Source organism: Billgrantia sp. Q4P2 (assembly GCF_052806135.1).
This window is the reverse complement of record NZ_JBRBAI010000013.1, coordinates 94,582-110,001: the sequence shown is the minus strand read 5'-3', so window position 1 is coordinate 110,001 and position 15,420 is coordinate 94,582. Positions and strand designations below refer to the sequence as shown.

Genomic DNA, 15,420 nt, shown 5'->3' with positions numbered 1-15,420 from the left:
GCGCAGCCGTTCGCCGTCGGTGTCCACCACCGTGATGTCATTCTCCTCGCGCGCGAGGTGCTCGGCCAGCGTACCGCCGACCTGGCCGGCGCCCAGGATGATGATCTTCATGCTTTGGCTCCTTGCGACATAATCACTCCTTCTCGACCGGGTCGACCAGCAAGCGGTAACCAATGCCGGCCTCGGTCTGCAGCAACTGGGGGGAGTGGGGATCGTCGCCCAGCTTTTGGCGCAGCTTACTGATGACGATGCGCAGGTAATGGGTGTCGTGAGTATGGGAGGGGCCCCACACGTGGCGCAGCAGTTGAGTCTGGGTCACCACCCGGCCAGCATCGCGTGCCAGCTGATCGAGCACCGCGTACTCCTTGGGCGTGAGATGTACGGCGCTGCCTCTCAGCATCACGCTTCGTGCCGTGAGATCGATCTCGAGGCCCACCCGCCGCAGATGTAGCGCACTCGAGCCGGCTTCCGCCGAACCCTTCTGTCGCAGCAGTGCGCGAATCCGTGCCAGCAGTTCCTGTATGCCGAACGGCTTGGTGACGTAGTCGTTGGCGCCCGAGTCCAGCGCGCGAACTTTCTCCGCCTCCTGCTCGCGCACCGAGACTACGATCACCGGTACCTGGCTCATCTGGCGCAGTTCGTCGAGCACGCGCTGACCGTCCATGTCCGGCAGTCCGAGATCCAGCAGCACCAGATCCGGGGCCTGGGAAGCGACGAGAGCCAGCCCTTCCCTGCCCGTGGCCGCCTCACTCACGACGAAATCCTGCGACACCAGGCTGATGCGTAGAAAACGCCGAATCTGCGGCTCGTCGTCGATGACGAGTATTCGGGGGCGCTCAGTCGTCATCATTGCCAGGCTCCTCGGAGATTGTCAGCGGCAGGCGCATGACGATGGTCGTGCCCTGCCCGGCGGGACCGGGCAAAGCTCCGACGCTGCCGCCGTGGGCACCCAGCATGCCACGGCAGATGGCCAGCCCCAGCCCGCTGCCGTGACGCCCACGATCGCCCTCCCCCCCGGTGAAGAACATGTCGAACACCGCCTCGCGCTGCTCCGGGGGGATGCCTGGGCCTTCGTCCACGATGCGGATCTCCAGCCATTCACGAGCCTCGTCGAGCCGAGCGTGAATCCCCACTCGGCCATTCGTCGGTGAAAAACGCACGGCATTGTCGATGACGTTGACCAACGCCTGTTCGATCAAAGCCGGATGAACGTAGAGCAGCGGCAGTCCATCGGCTCCCTCGCGCTCGACTCGCACCGCTTCCAGCGAGGCGCCCAGCCGCCGCAACGCTGCGGTAACCAGATCGTCGAACGAGACCCAGTCGCGCTCGAGCTTGAGACTGCCATGACCCAGCCGGGTCATGTCGAGCAGGTTCTGGATATAGCGGTTGAGACGCTCACTCTCGACCAGGATACCGTCGAGCAGCTCGCGTCGGTCGGCACGGCTGAGCTGCGGCTCGAGTTCTCTCAACGAACTGGCCGAACCGATGATCGAGGCGAGTGGCGTGCGCAAATCGTGTGATACCGACGACAGCAGCGCCGAGCGCAGCCGCTCGTTCTCTTCCGAAAGTCGCGAGGCGCCAAGCTCGGCCACCAGCCGCGTGCGCTCCAGCGCCATGCCGAGCTGACGCGTCAGGGTGATGACCAGCGTCTCCTGGTCGGGGCCAAGCGGACGGTCGCGCACGGCGAGTTCCAGCCCGACGATACCCAGCAGACGCTCCTGCTCCACCAAGGGAATGAAGCGCCAGCGCAGCGAGGTCTGGGTTGCCGTTCCGGCACCGCTCGGCTTGCGCTGCTGCCAGCTCCATGCCGCAGCGGCTTCCTCGATCGCACCAAGTCGGGCATTCGCCGGCACTGCACTGCGCACTGCCAACCCGCCTTCTTCTCCGTCCTCGTCGAGGAATACCACCGGCACGCCCAGCCAGCGCTCCAGGGTAGTGACGCCGATGTCTCGCACTTGCTCCCGGTCGGTGGCAACTGACAGGGCACGGGAAAAAGTGAGCAGCCGGTGGGTTTGCTCGCGACTGCTGCGTAGCGCCATCAGGCGCTGCCGGCCACTGCCTGCGAGCTGGCCGACCACCACCGCCACCAGCAGGAAGAAGATGACAGTCAACAGTTGCTCGCGCTCGACCATCGCCAGGGAAAAGCGTGGCCGGGTGAAGAAGAAATTGAAGGCGAGAAATCCCAGCGCGGCTGTAACCATCGCGGCCCGGGTGCCCGCCAGGGTGGCACTGGCCAGCACCGCAGCAAGAAAGACCAGCGACAGATTGGCCAGCTCCAGCCAAGAATCGAGCGCCCAGGCCACGGCTACAGCGACAAGAACACTGCCCGCTGCGACCCCGCCTTCGCGCCATCCCGGCGAATAACGCTGCCGGGCGGGGCGAAAGCGAGGCCGCTGCCGAGCCTCAGCGACCACCACCAGGTCATAGGCCCCGCCGTGGTGCAGCAGCCGCTCCGCCAGTGGACGACGCCAGAAGCGCCAGCCCGAAGGGCGTGTGCGTCCTACCATCAGAGTAGCGATTCCCTGCTCCGTGGCATATTCATGCAGTTCCCTTGCTCGCCCCGCCCCCTGCAGGACGCGCACCTCACCGCCCAGCCGATTTACCAGCGCCAGGACCTGGTCCAGCGCCAACCGCTGCTTGGGACCGGCACGGCCATTGTCCACATGCACGGCTCGCCAGTGCACGCCTTCACGTTGTGCATGGCGATGCGCCGCCCGCACCAGAGCGGTGTCCTCTCCGCTGCGCCCGCCCAAGGCCACCAGCAGTTGCACCCGTGACGGATTCATCGAGTCGAGCCGTGTCTCATCCTGTCGTGCTGGCTGATCCGTCATCGTTCACCCTGCCTACTTGCGCCAGAACATCGGCGTCAGCAGCACCAACACCGTGAGGATCTCGAGCCTTCCCAGCAGCATGCCGACGCACAGCAGCCATTTGGCGGCATCCGGCAGCGGTGCGAAGTTGCCGGCCGGCCCGATGGTATCGCCAAGCCCAGGACCCACGTTGGCCACTGCGGTAGCCGCTCCCGAGAGCGCCGTGGTCATGTCCAGCCCCATCAATGCCAGCCCCAGCGCCAGGCCGGCAACGGTGAGGAAAAAAAAGAACGAGAACGCCACCACGCCACGGGTGACATCGTCGGTGAGCGGCTGGCCGTTGTAGCGCGAAGCGAAGACTCCATGGGAATGAATCAGGAAACGCAACTGGTTACGCAGCAGGATAGTCGCCACCTGAAAACGGAAGATCTTCATGCCGCCACTGGTGGAACCGCTGCAGCCCCCGACGAAGGTCAGGTAGAAGAATGCCACGTAGGCCAGCGGCCCCCAGGCACTGTAGTCATCGGAGGCATAGCCGGTGGTGGTCACCACCGAAATGACATTGAAGGTGACATTAGTCAGCGCCTCGAACGGCGGCGTGCCGAGCCAGATCCGCCACAAAGAGAGCCCTAGGATGACCACCGCCAGCAGGAGCAATAGCCCCTGTACCTGCTGGTCGCGCCATAACGCCATTTGCGCCCCCCGCAGCACGCGAATGTAGAGCACGAAGGGCAACGCTCCCGCCAGCATGAACAGGGATCCCATCCACAGCAGGTGGGGCTGCTCGGCGTAGGCGCCGAACGAAGCGTCGGAATTGGCGAAGCCCCCAGTGGCCAGGGAAGTCATGGCATGCACGACGGCATCCAGCGGTGCCATCCCCCCCGCCCAATAGGCCAGCATGGCGACCAGCGTGAAGCCACAGTAGATGCCCAGGGTCGCCTTGGCGATGCCTCCCGTGCGCGGCATGACCTTGTCCGACCAGTCGGACGACTCGGTATGGAACAGGCGCATGCCCCCTACCTTGAGGAAGGGCAGGATGGCGATGCCCATGACGATGATGCCGATACCCCCCAGCCACTGCATGATGCCCCGCCACAGCTTCAACCCATCCGAGAGAGTCTCGATGCCCACGAGCACGGTGGATCCGGTGGTAGTGATGGCCGAAACGGACTCGAACACGGCATTGGTGAACGTGAGCTGCGGCGCACCCAGTACCAGCGGCAGGCTGGCAAAGCCACTGACGCTGACCCAACTCAAGGTGGTCAGCACGAACATTTGCCAGGGCTTGAGCTCGATCGGGGTGCGCAGCGTGGACAGCCACACCAGCCCGACGGCCGCCAGGACGATGAGCATCGACAGACCGAAGGCACGTGCATCGGGGTCATGCTCGATGACCAGGACGATCCAGGGAATGGCCATGAAGACAGCTAGCACCGTCCACAGGACGGATATTACCTTGAGAACCGGAGTCCAGCTGCGCCAGTAGTATCTGAGACGCAAGCCAAGTTCATTCGTACCTTGCCTGGCGATACGCATAGGAGGTGCCCTTGCCCCGCTACCCATCGTGCAGGCATGAAAGCACAGCCCAACCTAAAAAAGCCGTAAAAATTACCCGGCCTCGGTACGATTCGTCTAACGCTGCAACATCTCCAGATACTGCCTGAGCACCACGGCGTTATTGCGTTGCTCATCCTTGGCGCTGAATATCAGCGTCACGCTGCCCTTCTGTGCGCGCTCCGCCAGCTCACGCAGAACATCACGCTGGGTCTTGAGTTCCGCCAGGTAGCGACGGCGGAACTCGCCCCAGCCGAGCCTGCCATCATGGAACGCCTTGCGCAGCCCGTCGCTCGGAGCAACCTCCTTGGGCCAGGCATCGACCTTGGCGTCACCCTTGGATACACCCCGGGGCCAAAGACGATCGACGAGAACGCGATAGCCATCCTGAGGCGAAGGCGGGTCGTAAGCGCGTTTGAGGGCAATACTCATCTCGGCACTCTCCCTGTTGCCATCGAAAACGATACTTGGAAGCGTAGCGCAGCAAGTCGTGACAGCTAGCCGCGATAGCATTTCAGCGGGTGCGTGGTCGTCAGGCCTGGTTGATAGTGACCTTTCAAAGCGACCGCTACGCTGCGGCTTACGTTCGTTGTCGTCAATCTCTTACAAGACAGAGGGAGAATGGATGACATTTTCAATGCTGGAATAGCGCTATCTTGAATCTACTCACGCCGGTTCTTGCACAGCAGTCGTGAGTCCCTTGCTTAACGCCCGCTTCTCAGCGGGCTTCTTTTTTGTTCCGCTTGTTCTCGGCCCTCGGCCCATTTACGAAGTAGACCTCAAGCGTCTTCAGCCCGCATGAAGCGTATCGCCTACCGCGATTGTCACCCCTTCTCCACTGAGAAGCGTAGCGTTCTGGCCGAAGTACGCCCCGGGCCGCAGCGGCTGGGTCTTCATCTGGATCAGGGTCTGTAGCGGCTCGCCGGGCACATCGATGGTCCCGCTGGACTGATCGATGGTGGTGATCTTGCAGCGCTGGCACGGCTTGCGCAGCCCGAAGCGGTAATGACCATCCTGCGCCAACACCTCGCTCCAGCCATCTTCGGCGAAGGCGGAAGCCCCTTCGAGAACGATATTGGGCCGAAAGCGGTTCATGGGCAGGGGCACCAGCCCCTTCTCTTGAAGAGTGCCATTGAGGGCATCGAGAGAAGCCGTGGAGGCGATCAGGAAGGGGTAGCCGTCGGCGAAGGCGGTATGGGCCTCTTCGCCCTGAAGGTAGCGGGACTCCACGGGACGCCGGTGACCGTCGTCGAAGCGCACCAGGCGCAGCCTACTGCCGCGCAAGTCGCCCAGCACCTGCGTCAGCCAGTTGGCAGCCTCTTCTCCCTCGTCCAGTGCCTGGCAGGCATCGTCCCATACGTAGGCGGTCAGCCGCGGCTGGTCGCGCCGCGCCAGCTCGATGGCCAGCGGCTGCGCCTCGGGATGTTCCAGCACCAGCCAGTCGTCCTCGAGCCGAACCGTTACCCGCGCCATGCCCGGCATCTGCCGCTGGGTAACGAAGCGGCCTACCTGGTCGACCACCATCCAGTTGCGGTCGTAGGCCAGGCCACGCACACCCAGGGTCGCTTGCTCGAGGGAAATTCCGCGTAGCGACTTGACCGGGTAGAGATTGAGTTCCGTAACTCTCACGCTCTGCTCCTTTGTATTGCGCCCCGTTGTCCAGACTGGTTCTGCAAAGCCCGAGCGCTACCCAGCGCTGACAGGCGAGCCATCATTGGCGACAATGGCAGCCCGCTTTCAGCAGGAGGACTTTTCGGCATGGCTCAGGCATGGCAGCAGTATCGTAGCGCACCCGCGCTTGGAACGCGCCTCGTCAGGCTCGAGGAACTCACGCCCGGCGATACCCACAGCCTGACCCTGACGGGGGAGAAAGGCAGCTTCCCGCTGCTGTTGATTCTCCTCGACGATACACTGCTCGGCTACGTCAACGCCTGCCCTCACCAGTATCTTCCCCTCGACCAGCGCGGTTCGCGGATCCTCAGTCGTGATGGCGAACAGCTTCGCTGCAGTAACCATGACGCGACCTTCTCGACGCGAAGCGGGGAAGGGCTCGGCGGCCTGGGCCTTGGCTGCGCGCTCGACCCGGTGCCGGTGAGCGTCGACGAGGAGGGCTGGGTCATCATCGGTACAGCGGATTGAAAGGCCCTTTCTCGTTTGATGATTGGCATCATAATTATTGATGTATGGAGGCCTTTCCATTGACTGGCAGCATAGACTACTCTCATTTTCTGCCATTGCTGCTGCTCAAGGACGCCCATGTCACCGGCCGATTCCCTACGCCTGATCCTGCTCTCGACGCTATGGGGCATGTCGTTCATCTTCATGCGCGTGGCAGTGCCGGAATTCGGCCCGGTGCCACTGATCCTGGTGCGCATGGGCATCGGCTCACTGCTGCTCTTGCCCCTGCTGTTCAGCCTGCGCTATCTCAAGCTGGTGTGGGAAAACAAGGGCGGCCTGCTGCTGCTGGGGCTGGTCAACCATGTGCTGCCTTTCAGCCTGCTGGCGCTGGCCACGGTGCGCCTCGAGGCGGGTTTCACCTCGCTGATCAACGCCACCACGCCCATCTTCACCGCCCTGCTCGGCGCGCTGTTCTTTACCACACCGGTACAGCGCCAGCAGTACCTGGGCCTGGCGTTGGCCTTCTTCGGCGTTTACGTGCTCTCGGCCAACCGGCTGGACTTCGCCCTGGGCGGCGATGGTTGGTTCATTCTCGCCGCCGTTGGCGCCACCTTCTGCTACGGCGTGGCGACCAACTACTCCAAGACTTACCTCTCGCACCTGCCGGTGCGCGTGCTGGCCGCCGGCAGCACCGCCATGTCGGCGCTGATACTGCTGATTCCCGGTTTGTGGCTGTGGCCCACCGAGCCGATTAGCGGCCTGGCCTGGGCCAATGGCCTGGGGCTCGCCGCCTTCAGCACCACCCTCGCCTTTCTGCTCTACTTCGGCCTGATCTCGAGTGCCGGCGCCACCGCCACCTCCACGGTGACCTTCCTGGTGCCGGTCAGCGCCCTGCTGTGGGGCTATCTGCTTCTCGGCGAGCGGCTCAGCCTGCAAGTGCTGGCAGGCATGGCCATCACCCTGGCGGGAACCGCCATTGCCACCGGCATGGTCCGTTGGCGGCGGCGAAGCATGGCCTGCACCAGTAGTCCACAGCATGGCGCCCCCCATCCTGACTCAGGTGAGAAAATCGAGCGGGGTTGAAACATGCTGCTTGCTATTCTCAAGAGAATGCCGGGCAACGCAGGTCGGCGTTCCAGCTTCACGACGATCCCCTTGGGCCATGCCAATCCTTGACATGACACCTAGACCCGGCAGCCCAACTATCTGAGGGGATGCACAACATGAAAACTATAAGACGAAGTGGATTGACAGTAGTGGGACTGTTGCTGGGCAGCTTGGTGCCGACGGGTCTGACCCTGGCGAATTCGCAGGACGAGGTACAGGGCGAAGAATTGACGGCCCTGGTCGAATCGATTCGAGCCGCCACCCAGCGTTTCGAGGATATCGAGGTGGCGCTGGCGGAAGGCTACGTGCCTGATCCCTCAGGCCACTGCGTCAGTGCCGAGATGGAAGGGATGCCAGCCGAGTTGGGCAGCATGGGTATCCATTATCTACGTCCCGATCTGCTGGGCCTGACGTCTAGCGAACCTAGAGTCGATGGCAACGGTATCCATACCGACTTCCACACCCCTTCCGTATTGCTTTACGAACCCCAGGCGGATGGCTCCATGGTGTTGGTGGGAGTCGAGAACCTGGTGTTCTACAAGGCTTGGGAGAAGGCTGGTAATACCGAGCCGCCGACTTTCGCCGGTCGCACTTGGAATTACATGGCTGATGATCCCGAGACGGAAGCCGACGAGGCGCATGGTTTCGAACCGCACTACGACCAACACGTCTGGTTCCGAGACAACGGCACGATTCACCTCGAACCCTTCAACCCGTGGGTGAGCTGCACGCTCTTCGCACTCGAAGAGGAGGGTTCTTAGCCGTCACAGCCTCAGCGGCAATTCCGAGGCCTGGGCAATCTGCCCAGGCCTTTCCCATGGTGCAGTTACCGCGAAAAATTCGGCTTGCGCTTTTCGACGAAGGCACTCATGCCTTCGCTCTGCTCCTCACCGGCGAAACAACAGGCGAACAAGGCCGTTTCCAGGGCCAGAGCGCTGTCCAGGTCCTGGTCCATACCATCGTGGACCGCCTGCTTGGCACCGCGCACCGCCTGTGGGCCATTGCCGGAGAGTTGCTTGGTCAGTTCGTCGGCATAGGCCTCGAGCTCGGCCTGGGGCATCACGCGGTTGACCAGGCCGATGCGCAGCGCCTCCTGGGCATCGATCTTGCGCCCGGTGGTGACCAGGTCGAGCGCCATGGCCGGACCTACTCGACGCGGCAGGCGCTGGGTGCCGCCGAAGCCGGGGATCACGCCCAGCAGTACCTCGGGCTGGCCGAAGATGGCATTGTCACTGGCTACGGCCCAGTCGCAGGCCAGCGCCAGTTCGCAGCCGCCGCCAAGACAAAACCCGTTCACCAGGGCGACCACCGGCACCGGGAGCGTTTCCAACCGCTTGATGGTACGCAGGGCCTGGCTGGCGAAGGCGCGCGCCTCCTCCGGCGTTTTCTCGCGCATCTCGGTGATGTCGGCACCGGCGACGAAGGATTTCTCTCCCGCTCCGGTGATCAGCACGGCGCGCAGGTCGCTGCGCTGTTCGAGCTCGCTGAGCACGGCTTCCAGCTCGGTGAGCACGGCACTGTTGAGGGCGTTCAACGCCTTGGGGCGATTGATGGTCAGGCGCACGACGCCGGCGTTGTCCACTACGTCGATCAGCTTCTCGCTCATGTGGGCTCCTTGCTTGTTGTCGGGACGATACCGACCAACCCTAGCGAACGCTTGGTTGGTCGGCAATCCTTTCTTTTGTCGAGCGCCGTATTGAAGCGTCGCTTACTGGTAGACGTGGAAGCCGCGCCCCGACTTCCTGCCCAGGTAGCCAGCCGCCACCATGCGCCTGAGCAGCGGGCAGGGGCGATACTTCGGGTCGCCGAAGCCTTCCTGCAGCACTTCCATGATTGCCAGGCAAACGTCCAGGCCGATCAGGTCGGCCAGCGCCAGCGGCCCCATGGGATGGGCAGCGCCGAGCTGCATCGACTGGTCGATGTCCTCAGCGCTGGCGGCGCCTTCCTGCAGCAGAAAGGCGGCCTCGTTGATCATCGGCACCAGCAGGCGGTTGACGGCGAACCCGGGCGAGTCGGCAATGGCTACCGGGGTCTTGCCCAGCTCCTTGGCCAGCGTCTCGATGCGTGCCACGGTGGCGTCACTGGTCTGCTCGGCGCGGATCACCTCGACCAGCTTCAACACCGGCACCGGGTTGAAGAAATGCATGCCCACCACGCGCTCGGGGCGCTCGCACACGGCAGCAAGCCGGGTCAGCGACAGCGACGAGGTGTTGGACGCCAGGATGGCGTCATGGCTCAAGCGGCTCAGGTCGCGGAACAGCTTTTCCTTCAGCGCCGGCTGTTCCGGCGCCGCCTCGATGATCACGGTACAGCCACGCAGGGCGTCCAGTGCCGTGGTCACTGCAAGCCGCTCCATGGCCGACGCCTTGTCGGCCTCGGAGAGTTTCTCCTTGGCCACCAGTTTACCCAGCCCCTTGTCGATGGCGGACTGGGCACGGCCGAGCTGCTCGTCGGCTACGTCGTAGAGCTGCACGGGGAAACCGCTGGTGACCAGTACCTGGGCGATGCCCTGCCCCATGGTGCCGGCGCCGACCACGCCGATTGTTTGTTGGCTCATCGTGTCTCTCCCGTTCAGTGCTTGCGCGCTTCTTCGCGCAGGACGAATTTCTGGATCTTGCCGGTGGAGGTCTTGGGCAGCTCGGTGAAGATCACCGTCTTCGGCACCTTGAAGCGCGCCAGGTGGTTGCGGCAGTGCTCGATGATGTCGGCCTCGGTGACCTCCCCAAAGCCCACCTTGAGCTTGACGAAGGCACAGGGCGTCTCGCCCCACTTCTCGTCGGGCTTGGCCACCACTGCGGCCTCTTCCACCGCGGGGTGAGAGTAGATGGCGTCCTCGACCTCGATGGTGGAGATGTTCTCGCCACCGGAGATGATGATGTCCTTGGAGCGGTCCTTGATCTCGATGTAGCCGTCCGGGTGCCACACGGCGAGGTCGCCGGTGTGGTACCAGCCGCCCTCCAGCGCCTGTTCGGTGGCGGCCTCGTTCTTCAGGTAGCCTTTCATCACATTGTTGCCGCGCATCAGGATCTCGCCGATGGTCTCGCCGTCCTTGGGTACCGGTTCCAGGGTGTTGGGGTCGGCCACGCAGAGGGCTTCCAGCATGTGGTAGCGCACGCCCTGGCGTGCCTTGATCTTCGCCCGCTGCTCCAACGGCAGCTCGTCCCAGGCCTCGCGCCAGGCACATACGGTCACCGGCCCATATACCTCGGTGAGGCCATAGACGTGAGTGACTTCGATGCCCAGCTTCTCGACCCCGGCGATCACCGAGGCGGGCGGCGCGGCGCCGGCGGTGGTGACCTTCACCGGATGGTCGAATTCACGCTTGTCTTCGGCTGGCAGATTGACCAGGCCGTTGAGCACGATCGGCGCACCGCTGAAGTGGGTCACCTTCTCGTCGACGATCAGGTCCATGATCTTCTTCGGGTCGACCCTGCGCAGGCACACGCTGGTACCGGCATTGGCGGCGATGGTCCAGGGGAAGCACCAGCCGTTGCAGTGGAACATCGGCAGGGTCCAGAGATAGACCGGGTGGTGCGGCATGGCCCACTCGAGGATGTTGCTCACCGCATTGAGGTAGGCGCCGCGGTGATGGTAGACCACGCCCTTGGGCTTGCCGGTGGTGCCGGAGGTGTAGTTGAGCGAGATCGCCTGCCACTCGTCCTCGGGCAGGCGGTAGGCGTAGTCGGGGTCGCCCTCGGCCAGCAGCGCCTCGTACTCCAGCTCGCCGATATGACGCGCCTCGCCCTCGAACAGGGCATCGTTCACGTCGATTACCAGCGGCTTGATGGCCAGCTGGGAGATGGCCTCCTCGATCACCCCGACGAACTCCGGATCGACCAGGATCGCCTGGGCCTCGCCGTGCTCGAGCATGTAGGCGATGGCCTCGGCATCGAGGCGGATGTTCAGCGTATTGAGCACGCAGCCTGCCAGTGGCACGCCGAAGTGGGCCTCGAACATGGCCGGAACGTTGGGCAACATGACGGCCACCGTCTCGCCGTGCTTGATGCCCCGCTTTTCCAGCGCCGAGGCGAGCCGGCGACAACGCGCCCAGGTCTCGCTCCAGCTGCGGCGAATGTCGCCATGGATCACCGCCGGGTAGTCGGGGTAGATGGAGGCGCTACGCTCGATGAAGGTCAGCGGGGATAGTGCCACATGGTTGGCCGGCGTCTTGGGCAGGTCCTGTTCGAAGATGCTGTCGTTCATGGTGGGCTCCGAGTGGAATGTCGTTATTGTGTGGTGCAATTCCCGCATGCAGCGGCCGGTGAGTCGGCCGGCCGCTGCCAACGCTCAGGTAGCCGAGACGTCGAAATCGGCCAGACTCTTCATGCCGGCTTCGATCACGCTGCGGTTGGCGCGGCCGATGGGTAGCCACTGGCGTAGGGCATAGTCGGCGGCGGCCAGCTTGGCCCGGTAGAACGGCTCGTCACTGCCGCCGGCTCGCGCCGCGCTGGCCTTGAGCGCCGCCCGCCCCATCTGCCAGGCGCACAGTACATGGCCGGCCAGGCTGAGGAAGGGCGTGGCATAGGCCTGGATGGCATCCATACCCCGCTCGGGATCACGGCCCTGTTCCAACACGATGGCCATGGCAGCCCGCAAGTCGGCGGTACCGGCGGCCAGGCTCTCGCCAAGGGCGGCAAGTTCGACGCTCTCGCGCAGTTCGCTGGCCGTGGCTTCGACCTCATCGATCAGCCCGGCCAGCGCCGCCCCACCGTCGCGGGAGAGCTTGCGCCCCGCCAGGTCGAGGGCCTGGATGCCGTTGGTGCCCTCGTAGATAGGCGCGATACGGGCGTCGCGCAGCAGTTGGGCCGCTCCGGTCTCTTCGATATAGCCCATGCCGCCGTGCACCTGCACGCCCATGGAAGCGATGTCTACGGCCTGGTCGGTGGAGAACGCCTTGACCACCGGAATCAGCACGTCGACCCGCGCCTGGGCGGCTTCGCGCTCGGCGCCATCGGCCGCATGGCGGGCCACGTCGAGCTGGGCGGCACAGTAGAGTGCCAGCGCCCGCAGGGCATCGGTGCGGGCACGCATCGAGAGCAGCATGCGACGCACGTCGAGATGCTCGCTGATGGTGGCTTCAGTGCCCCGCGCCTTGCCCTGCACGCGGTCCAGGGCGTAGGCGAAGGCGTGCTGGCTGGCACGCTCGGCCACACCGATGCCTTGAACGCCGACCTTGTGGCGTGCCTCGTTCATCATGGTGAACATGTGGTTGAGGCCGCGCCCCTCTTCGCCCACCAGATAACCGATGGCGCCGTCGCCCTCGCCGAAGCTCAGGGTGCAGGTGGGGGAACCGTGAATGCCCAGCTTGTGCTCGATGGAGGCGCAGGTGACGTCGTTGCGCTCGCCCAGGCTGCCGTCCTCGTTGACCAGATACTTCGGCACCAGGAACAGCGAGATGCCCTTGTTGCCCTCGGGGGCGTCGGGCTTGCGCGCCAGCACCAGGTGAATGATGTTCTCGCTGGCATCGTGCTCGCCCCAGGTGATGAAGATCTTCTGGCCGAACAGGCGGTAATGATCCTCCTCGGGAACGGCCCGAGTACGCACCTTGGAGAGATCGGAGCCGGCCTGGGGCTCGGTGAGGTTCATGGTGCCGGTCCAGCTGCCCTCGACCAGCTTGGGCAGGTAGGTCTGCTTGAGCGCGTCGCTGCCGTGGTGGGCCAGCGCCTCGATGGCCCCGGCGGTGAGCATCGGGCACAGCCCCAGCGCCATGTTGGCGCCGTGTAGCATCTCCTGCACGCTGCTCGCCACCACCTCGGGCAGGCCCTGCCCGCCCAGCGCCTGGGACACGCCGATGCCGTTCCAGCCGCCTTCCACGTAAGCCTGGTAGGCTTCGGCGAAGCCATCCGGCAAGGTCACCCCGCCGTCCTCCCGGCGCACGCAGCCCTGACGGTCGCCGCTGGCATTGAGCGGCGCCCACACCTCACCCGCCAGCTTGGCGGCTTCCTCCAACACCGCCTCGACCAGGTCGGGGCTGGCTTCCTCGAAGACTGGCAAATCGAGCGAACGATACTCGAGCAATTCCTCGAGCACGAAGCGGAAGTCACGAACGGGGGCGGCGTAGGGGAACATGGCACTACCTCAGGGAAAATGATAACAGCGATAGTATATTCACTATTTTTCGTTAACCATTATCCCTAGGTCGCACCTGCCTAGCCATCCCTTCACGCTGCTTATGCACAACGCAAAGCGCCCGATGCGAGAAACATCGGGCGCTTTGCTGATCCATCAGCCAAGGAACAGGCCTTCCGCTAGAAGACAGGCATCAGCGGCGGCTATCGTCGACGGACGATTCCTCCACACGCTCTCGCTCCTCCTCCTCCTCCTCCTGCGGCCAGTCGTCTTCACCATGGTAGAAAACGATATGCGGCTCGTCCGGTGGCGGCGGGCCGACCACGGGCTCGGCCACTTCCACCTCGGGCACCACGTTGGAGAGATCCTCCATGTGCTCGTGCCCGATAGCCCCTTGTACCAGCTCCTCGGTAACGGTGAGCTCGGCGCCCGCCGACGACATCGGCGTCGAAGGCGCAAAGGGAGCCACCGGCACCGGCGCCGGGCGCACGCTGCGCCGCCAGGTAAAGAAACCCACCAGGAACAGGCCCAAGGCTCCGAAGGCCCAGAACAGACCGGCATCTCCTACCCAGCCCATTACCGGAGAGATCAGCGGCGGACTCACCGTCGAGCCAATGGCGTTGATCAGCAGCAGGCCCTGGCTCATGCGCACCAGCGCACCGGCCGGCGCGCGGTCGGCGGCATGGCTCACCGCCACCGGATAGAGTGCAAAGACCCCACCGCCCAGCAGGAACAGCAGCGCCGCCAGCACCCAGATCGTCAGCGGCAGCAACAGCATGGCAGCCGAGATCAAGGCGCAGAAGGCACCGATCATGATCAGCACGATCTGGCGGTCGTGGCGGTCGGACCAGCGCCCCAAGGGGTACTGCAACAGCATGGCACCGAGCACGACCACTGCCATCATCTGCCCCACCTGCCCCACCGTGAGACCGATGCGCTGCAGGTACAGCGGCAGCAGGGTATAGACGGCAGCCACCGCCAGGCCCGAGCCGAAACTGCCCATTACCCCGGTGGGTGTCATGGTGATCAGCCGCATCGGCGAAAGTGGCTCGGCATACTCGATCAGCGGCGAGACCCGGGGGATCATCGCCATCGGCAGCACCGACAGCGACGCCAGCATGCCGATCACCATGAACGGCGCGGTCTCGCCCATGGCATCGGTAACGCCGAGCAGCAGCTGACCGAGTACCCCGGCGGCATACAGCGAGATCATGTAGAGCGCCAGCAGCCGCCCGCGCACCTTCTGGTCGCCCGACGTGAGCAGCCAGCTCTCGATGACCAGGTAGACCCCCACGGTGGCCCAGCCGCCGATCAGACGCAGCCCGAACCAGGCCCAGGGGTCGAAGAACAGCGCCTGCAGCAGTACCGTGACCGCCACCAGCGAGGCAAAGCTGCCATAGGCGCGGATGTGACCGATACGCAGCAGCAGCCGGTCGTTGAACATCGCCCCCAGCGCCAGGCCGATGAAATAGGCCGAGGAGACCCAGCCGATCACCACCGGCGACTCGCCGGCCGCGTCCAAGCGCAGGGTGATCAGGGTCGCCAGGAAGCCATTGCCGATACCCAGGATGAAGAGCCCCAGCAGGGGTGCCAGGGCCATGGCCAGCAGTTGCCGCGACATGAGCGCGCCTCTCGACAGCAGTTTGAACAAAAGAAGAACAAGATGGCAGAAAACGCCGTGGAACGCTGCCCCCGTGGGCCCAGCACGGCACTTGAACGGGCAAACGCTCGCCCAGGGCGCGCGAATCATACGCCCCATGGC

General features: G+C 64.3%; 14 protein-coding genes. 3 read left to right on the top strand and 11 right to left on the bottom strand.

Features of this window, described 5'->3' with window-relative positions; translation table 11 throughout:
- The 6 genes from ACUY1T_RS19235 to ACUY1T_RS19210 form a co-directional block, all read right to left on the bottom strand.
- Positions 1–111: NAD-binding protein (locus tag ACUY1T_RS19235; RefSeq protein ID WP_446023544.1), on the bottom strand; the 111-nt coding region annotated here is incomplete at its 3' end.
- Between the two features lie 22 nt (positions 112–133).
- The gene (locus ACUY1T_RS19230) at positions 134–847 is read right to left on the bottom strand and encodes a response regulator (RefSeq protein WP_446025168.1); all 714 of its coding nucleotides are present in this window, start codon (positions 845–847) and stop codon (positions 134–136) included.
- A complete protein-coding gene (locus tag ACUY1T_RS19225) occupies positions 837–2,831 on the bottom strand; it encodes an ATP-binding protein (RefSeq protein ID WP_446025167.1) in 1,995 nt (664 codons plus the stop codon). Before ACUY1T_RS19225 ends, ACUY1T_RS19230 begins: the two co-directional genes overlap by 11 nt.
- Positions 2,832–2,843: 12 nt before the next feature.
- Positions 2,844–4,346: a Trk system potassium transporter TrkI gene (gene trkI / locus ACUY1T_RS19220; protein ID WP_446025166.1), complete on the bottom strand. Its 1,503-nt coding sequence runs from the start codon at positions 4,344–4,346 to the stop codon at positions 2,844–2,846.
- Positions 4,347–4,442: 96 nt separating this feature from the next.
- A complete protein-coding gene (locus ACUY1T_RS19215) occupies positions 4,443–4,796 on the bottom strand; it encodes a DUF488 domain-containing protein (RefSeq protein ID WP_446025165.1) in 354 nt (117 codons plus the stop codon).
- Positions 4,797–5,153: 357 nt separating this feature from the next.
- Positions 5,154–5,993 carry an MOSC domain-containing protein gene (locus ACUY1T_RS19210; RefSeq protein ID WP_446025164.1) on the bottom strand — a complete coding sequence of 280 codons (840 nt, stop codon included), beginning with the start codon at positions 5,991–5,993 and terminating at the stop codon, positions 5,154–5,156.
- A 129-nt stretch (positions 5,994–6,122) separates the two neighbouring features.
- Here ACUY1T_RS19210 and ACUY1T_RS19205 point away from each other — a divergent pair, with 129 nt between their 5' ends.
- From ACUY1T_RS19205 to ACUY1T_RS19195, 3 genes are all read left to right on the top strand, one after another.
- A complete protein-coding gene (locus ACUY1T_RS19205; RefSeq protein WP_446025163.1) occupies positions 6,123–6,503 on the top strand; it encodes a Rieske 2Fe-2S domain-containing protein in 381 nt (126 codons plus the stop codon).
- A 117-nt stretch (positions 6,504–6,620) separates the two neighbouring features.
- The gene (locus tag ACUY1T_RS19200) at positions 6,621–7,565 is read left to right on the top strand and encodes a DMT family transporter (RefSeq protein ID WP_446025162.1); all 945 of its coding nucleotides are present in this window, start codon (positions 6,621–6,623) and stop codon (positions 7,563–7,565) included.
- Positions 7,566–7,705: 140 nt separating this feature from the next.
- Complete coding sequence (locus tag ACUY1T_RS19195) at positions 7,706–8,350, top strand: hypothetical protein (RefSeq protein WP_446025161.1); 645 nt, start codon at positions 7,706–7,708, stop codon at positions 8,348–8,350.
- A gap of 65 nt (positions 8,351–8,415) precedes the next feature.
- Here the strand turns inward: ACUY1T_RS19195 and ACUY1T_RS19190 are convergent, their stop codons facing one another.
- The 5 genes from ACUY1T_RS19190 to ACUY1T_RS19170 all read right to left on the bottom strand — a co-directional run bounded on the left by ACUY1T_RS19190 (position 8,416) and on the right by ACUY1T_RS19170 (position 15,279).
- Positions 8,416–9,195, bottom strand: coding sequence for an enoyl-CoA hydratase-related protein (locus ACUY1T_RS19190; RefSeq protein WP_446025160.1), 780 nt, complete (start codon positions 9,193–9,195; stop codon positions 8,416–8,418).
- Positions 9,196–9,297: 102 nt separating this feature from the next.
- Entirely contained in the window at positions 9,298–10,146 is an 849-nt protein-coding gene (locus tag ACUY1T_RS19185; RefSeq protein WP_446025159.1) for a 3-hydroxybutyryl-CoA dehydrogenase, read from the bottom strand.
- A gap of 14 nt (positions 10,147–10,160) precedes the next feature.
- Entirely contained in the window at positions 10,161–11,792 is a 1,632-nt protein-coding gene (locus ACUY1T_RS19180) for an acyl-CoA synthetase (protein WP_446025158.1), read from the bottom strand.
- Positions 11,793–11,876: 84 nt separating this feature from the next.
- Positions 11,877–13,658: an acyl-CoA dehydrogenase gene (locus ACUY1T_RS19175; protein WP_446025157.1), complete on the bottom strand. Its 1,782-nt coding sequence runs from the start codon at positions 13,656–13,658 to the stop codon at positions 11,877–11,879.
- A 193-nt stretch (positions 13,659–13,851) separates the two neighbouring features.
- A complete protein-coding gene (locus ACUY1T_RS19170) occupies positions 13,852–15,279 on the bottom strand; it encodes an MFS transporter (protein ID WP_446025156.1) in 1,428 nt (475 codons plus the stop codon).
- Positions 15,280–15,420 lie beyond the last annotated feature (141 nt).

Bases quoted from the DNA above. Each gene is read 5' to 3' on its own strand.
- ACUY1T_RS19230 (WP_446025168.1), bottom strand. From the start codon at position 847: ATGACGACTGAGCGCCCCCGAATACTCGTCATCGACGACGAGCCGCAG.
- ACUY1T_RS19225 (WP_446025167.1), bottom strand. From the start codon at position 2,831: ATGACGGATCAGCCAGCACGACAGGATGAGACACGGCTCGACTCGATG.
- trkI (WP_446025166.1), bottom strand. From the start codon at position 4,346: ATGCGTATCGCCAGGCAAGGTACGAATGAACTTGGCTTGCGTCTCAGA.
- ACUY1T_RS19215 (WP_446025165.1), bottom strand. From the start codon at position 4,796: ATGAGTATTGCCCTCAAACGCGCTTACGACCCGCCTTCGCCTCAGGAT.
- ACUY1T_RS19205 (WP_446025163.1), top strand. From the start codon at position 6,123: ATGGCTCAGGCATGGCAGCAGTATCGTAGCGCACCCGCGCTTGGAACG.
- ACUY1T_RS19200 (WP_446025162.1), top strand. From the start codon at position 6,621: ATGTCACCGGCCGATTCCCTACGCCTGATCCTGCTCTCGACGCTATGG.
- ACUY1T_RS19195 (WP_446025161.1), top strand. From the start codon at position 7,706: ATGAAAACTATAAGACGAAGTGGATTGACAGTAGTGGGACTGTTGCTG.
- ACUY1T_RS19190 (WP_446025160.1), bottom strand. From the start codon at position 9,195: ATGAGCGAGAAGCTGATCGACGTAGTGGACAACGCCGGCGTCGTGCGC.
- ACUY1T_RS19185 (WP_446025159.1), bottom strand. From the start codon at position 10,146: ATGAGCCAACAAACAATCGGCGTGGTCGGCGCCGGCACCATGGGGCAG.
- ACUY1T_RS19180 (WP_446025158.1), bottom strand. From the start codon at position 11,792: ATGAACGACAGCATCTTCGAACAGGACCTGCCCAAGACGCCGGCCAAC.
- ACUY1T_RS19175 (WP_446025157.1), bottom strand. From the start codon at position 13,658: ATGTTCCCCTACGCCGCCCCCGTTCGTGACTTCCGCTTCGTGCTCGAG.
- ACUY1T_RS19170 (WP_446025156.1), bottom strand. From the start codon at position 15,279: ATGTCGCGGCAACTGCTGGCCATGGCCCTGGCACCCCTGCTGGGGCTC.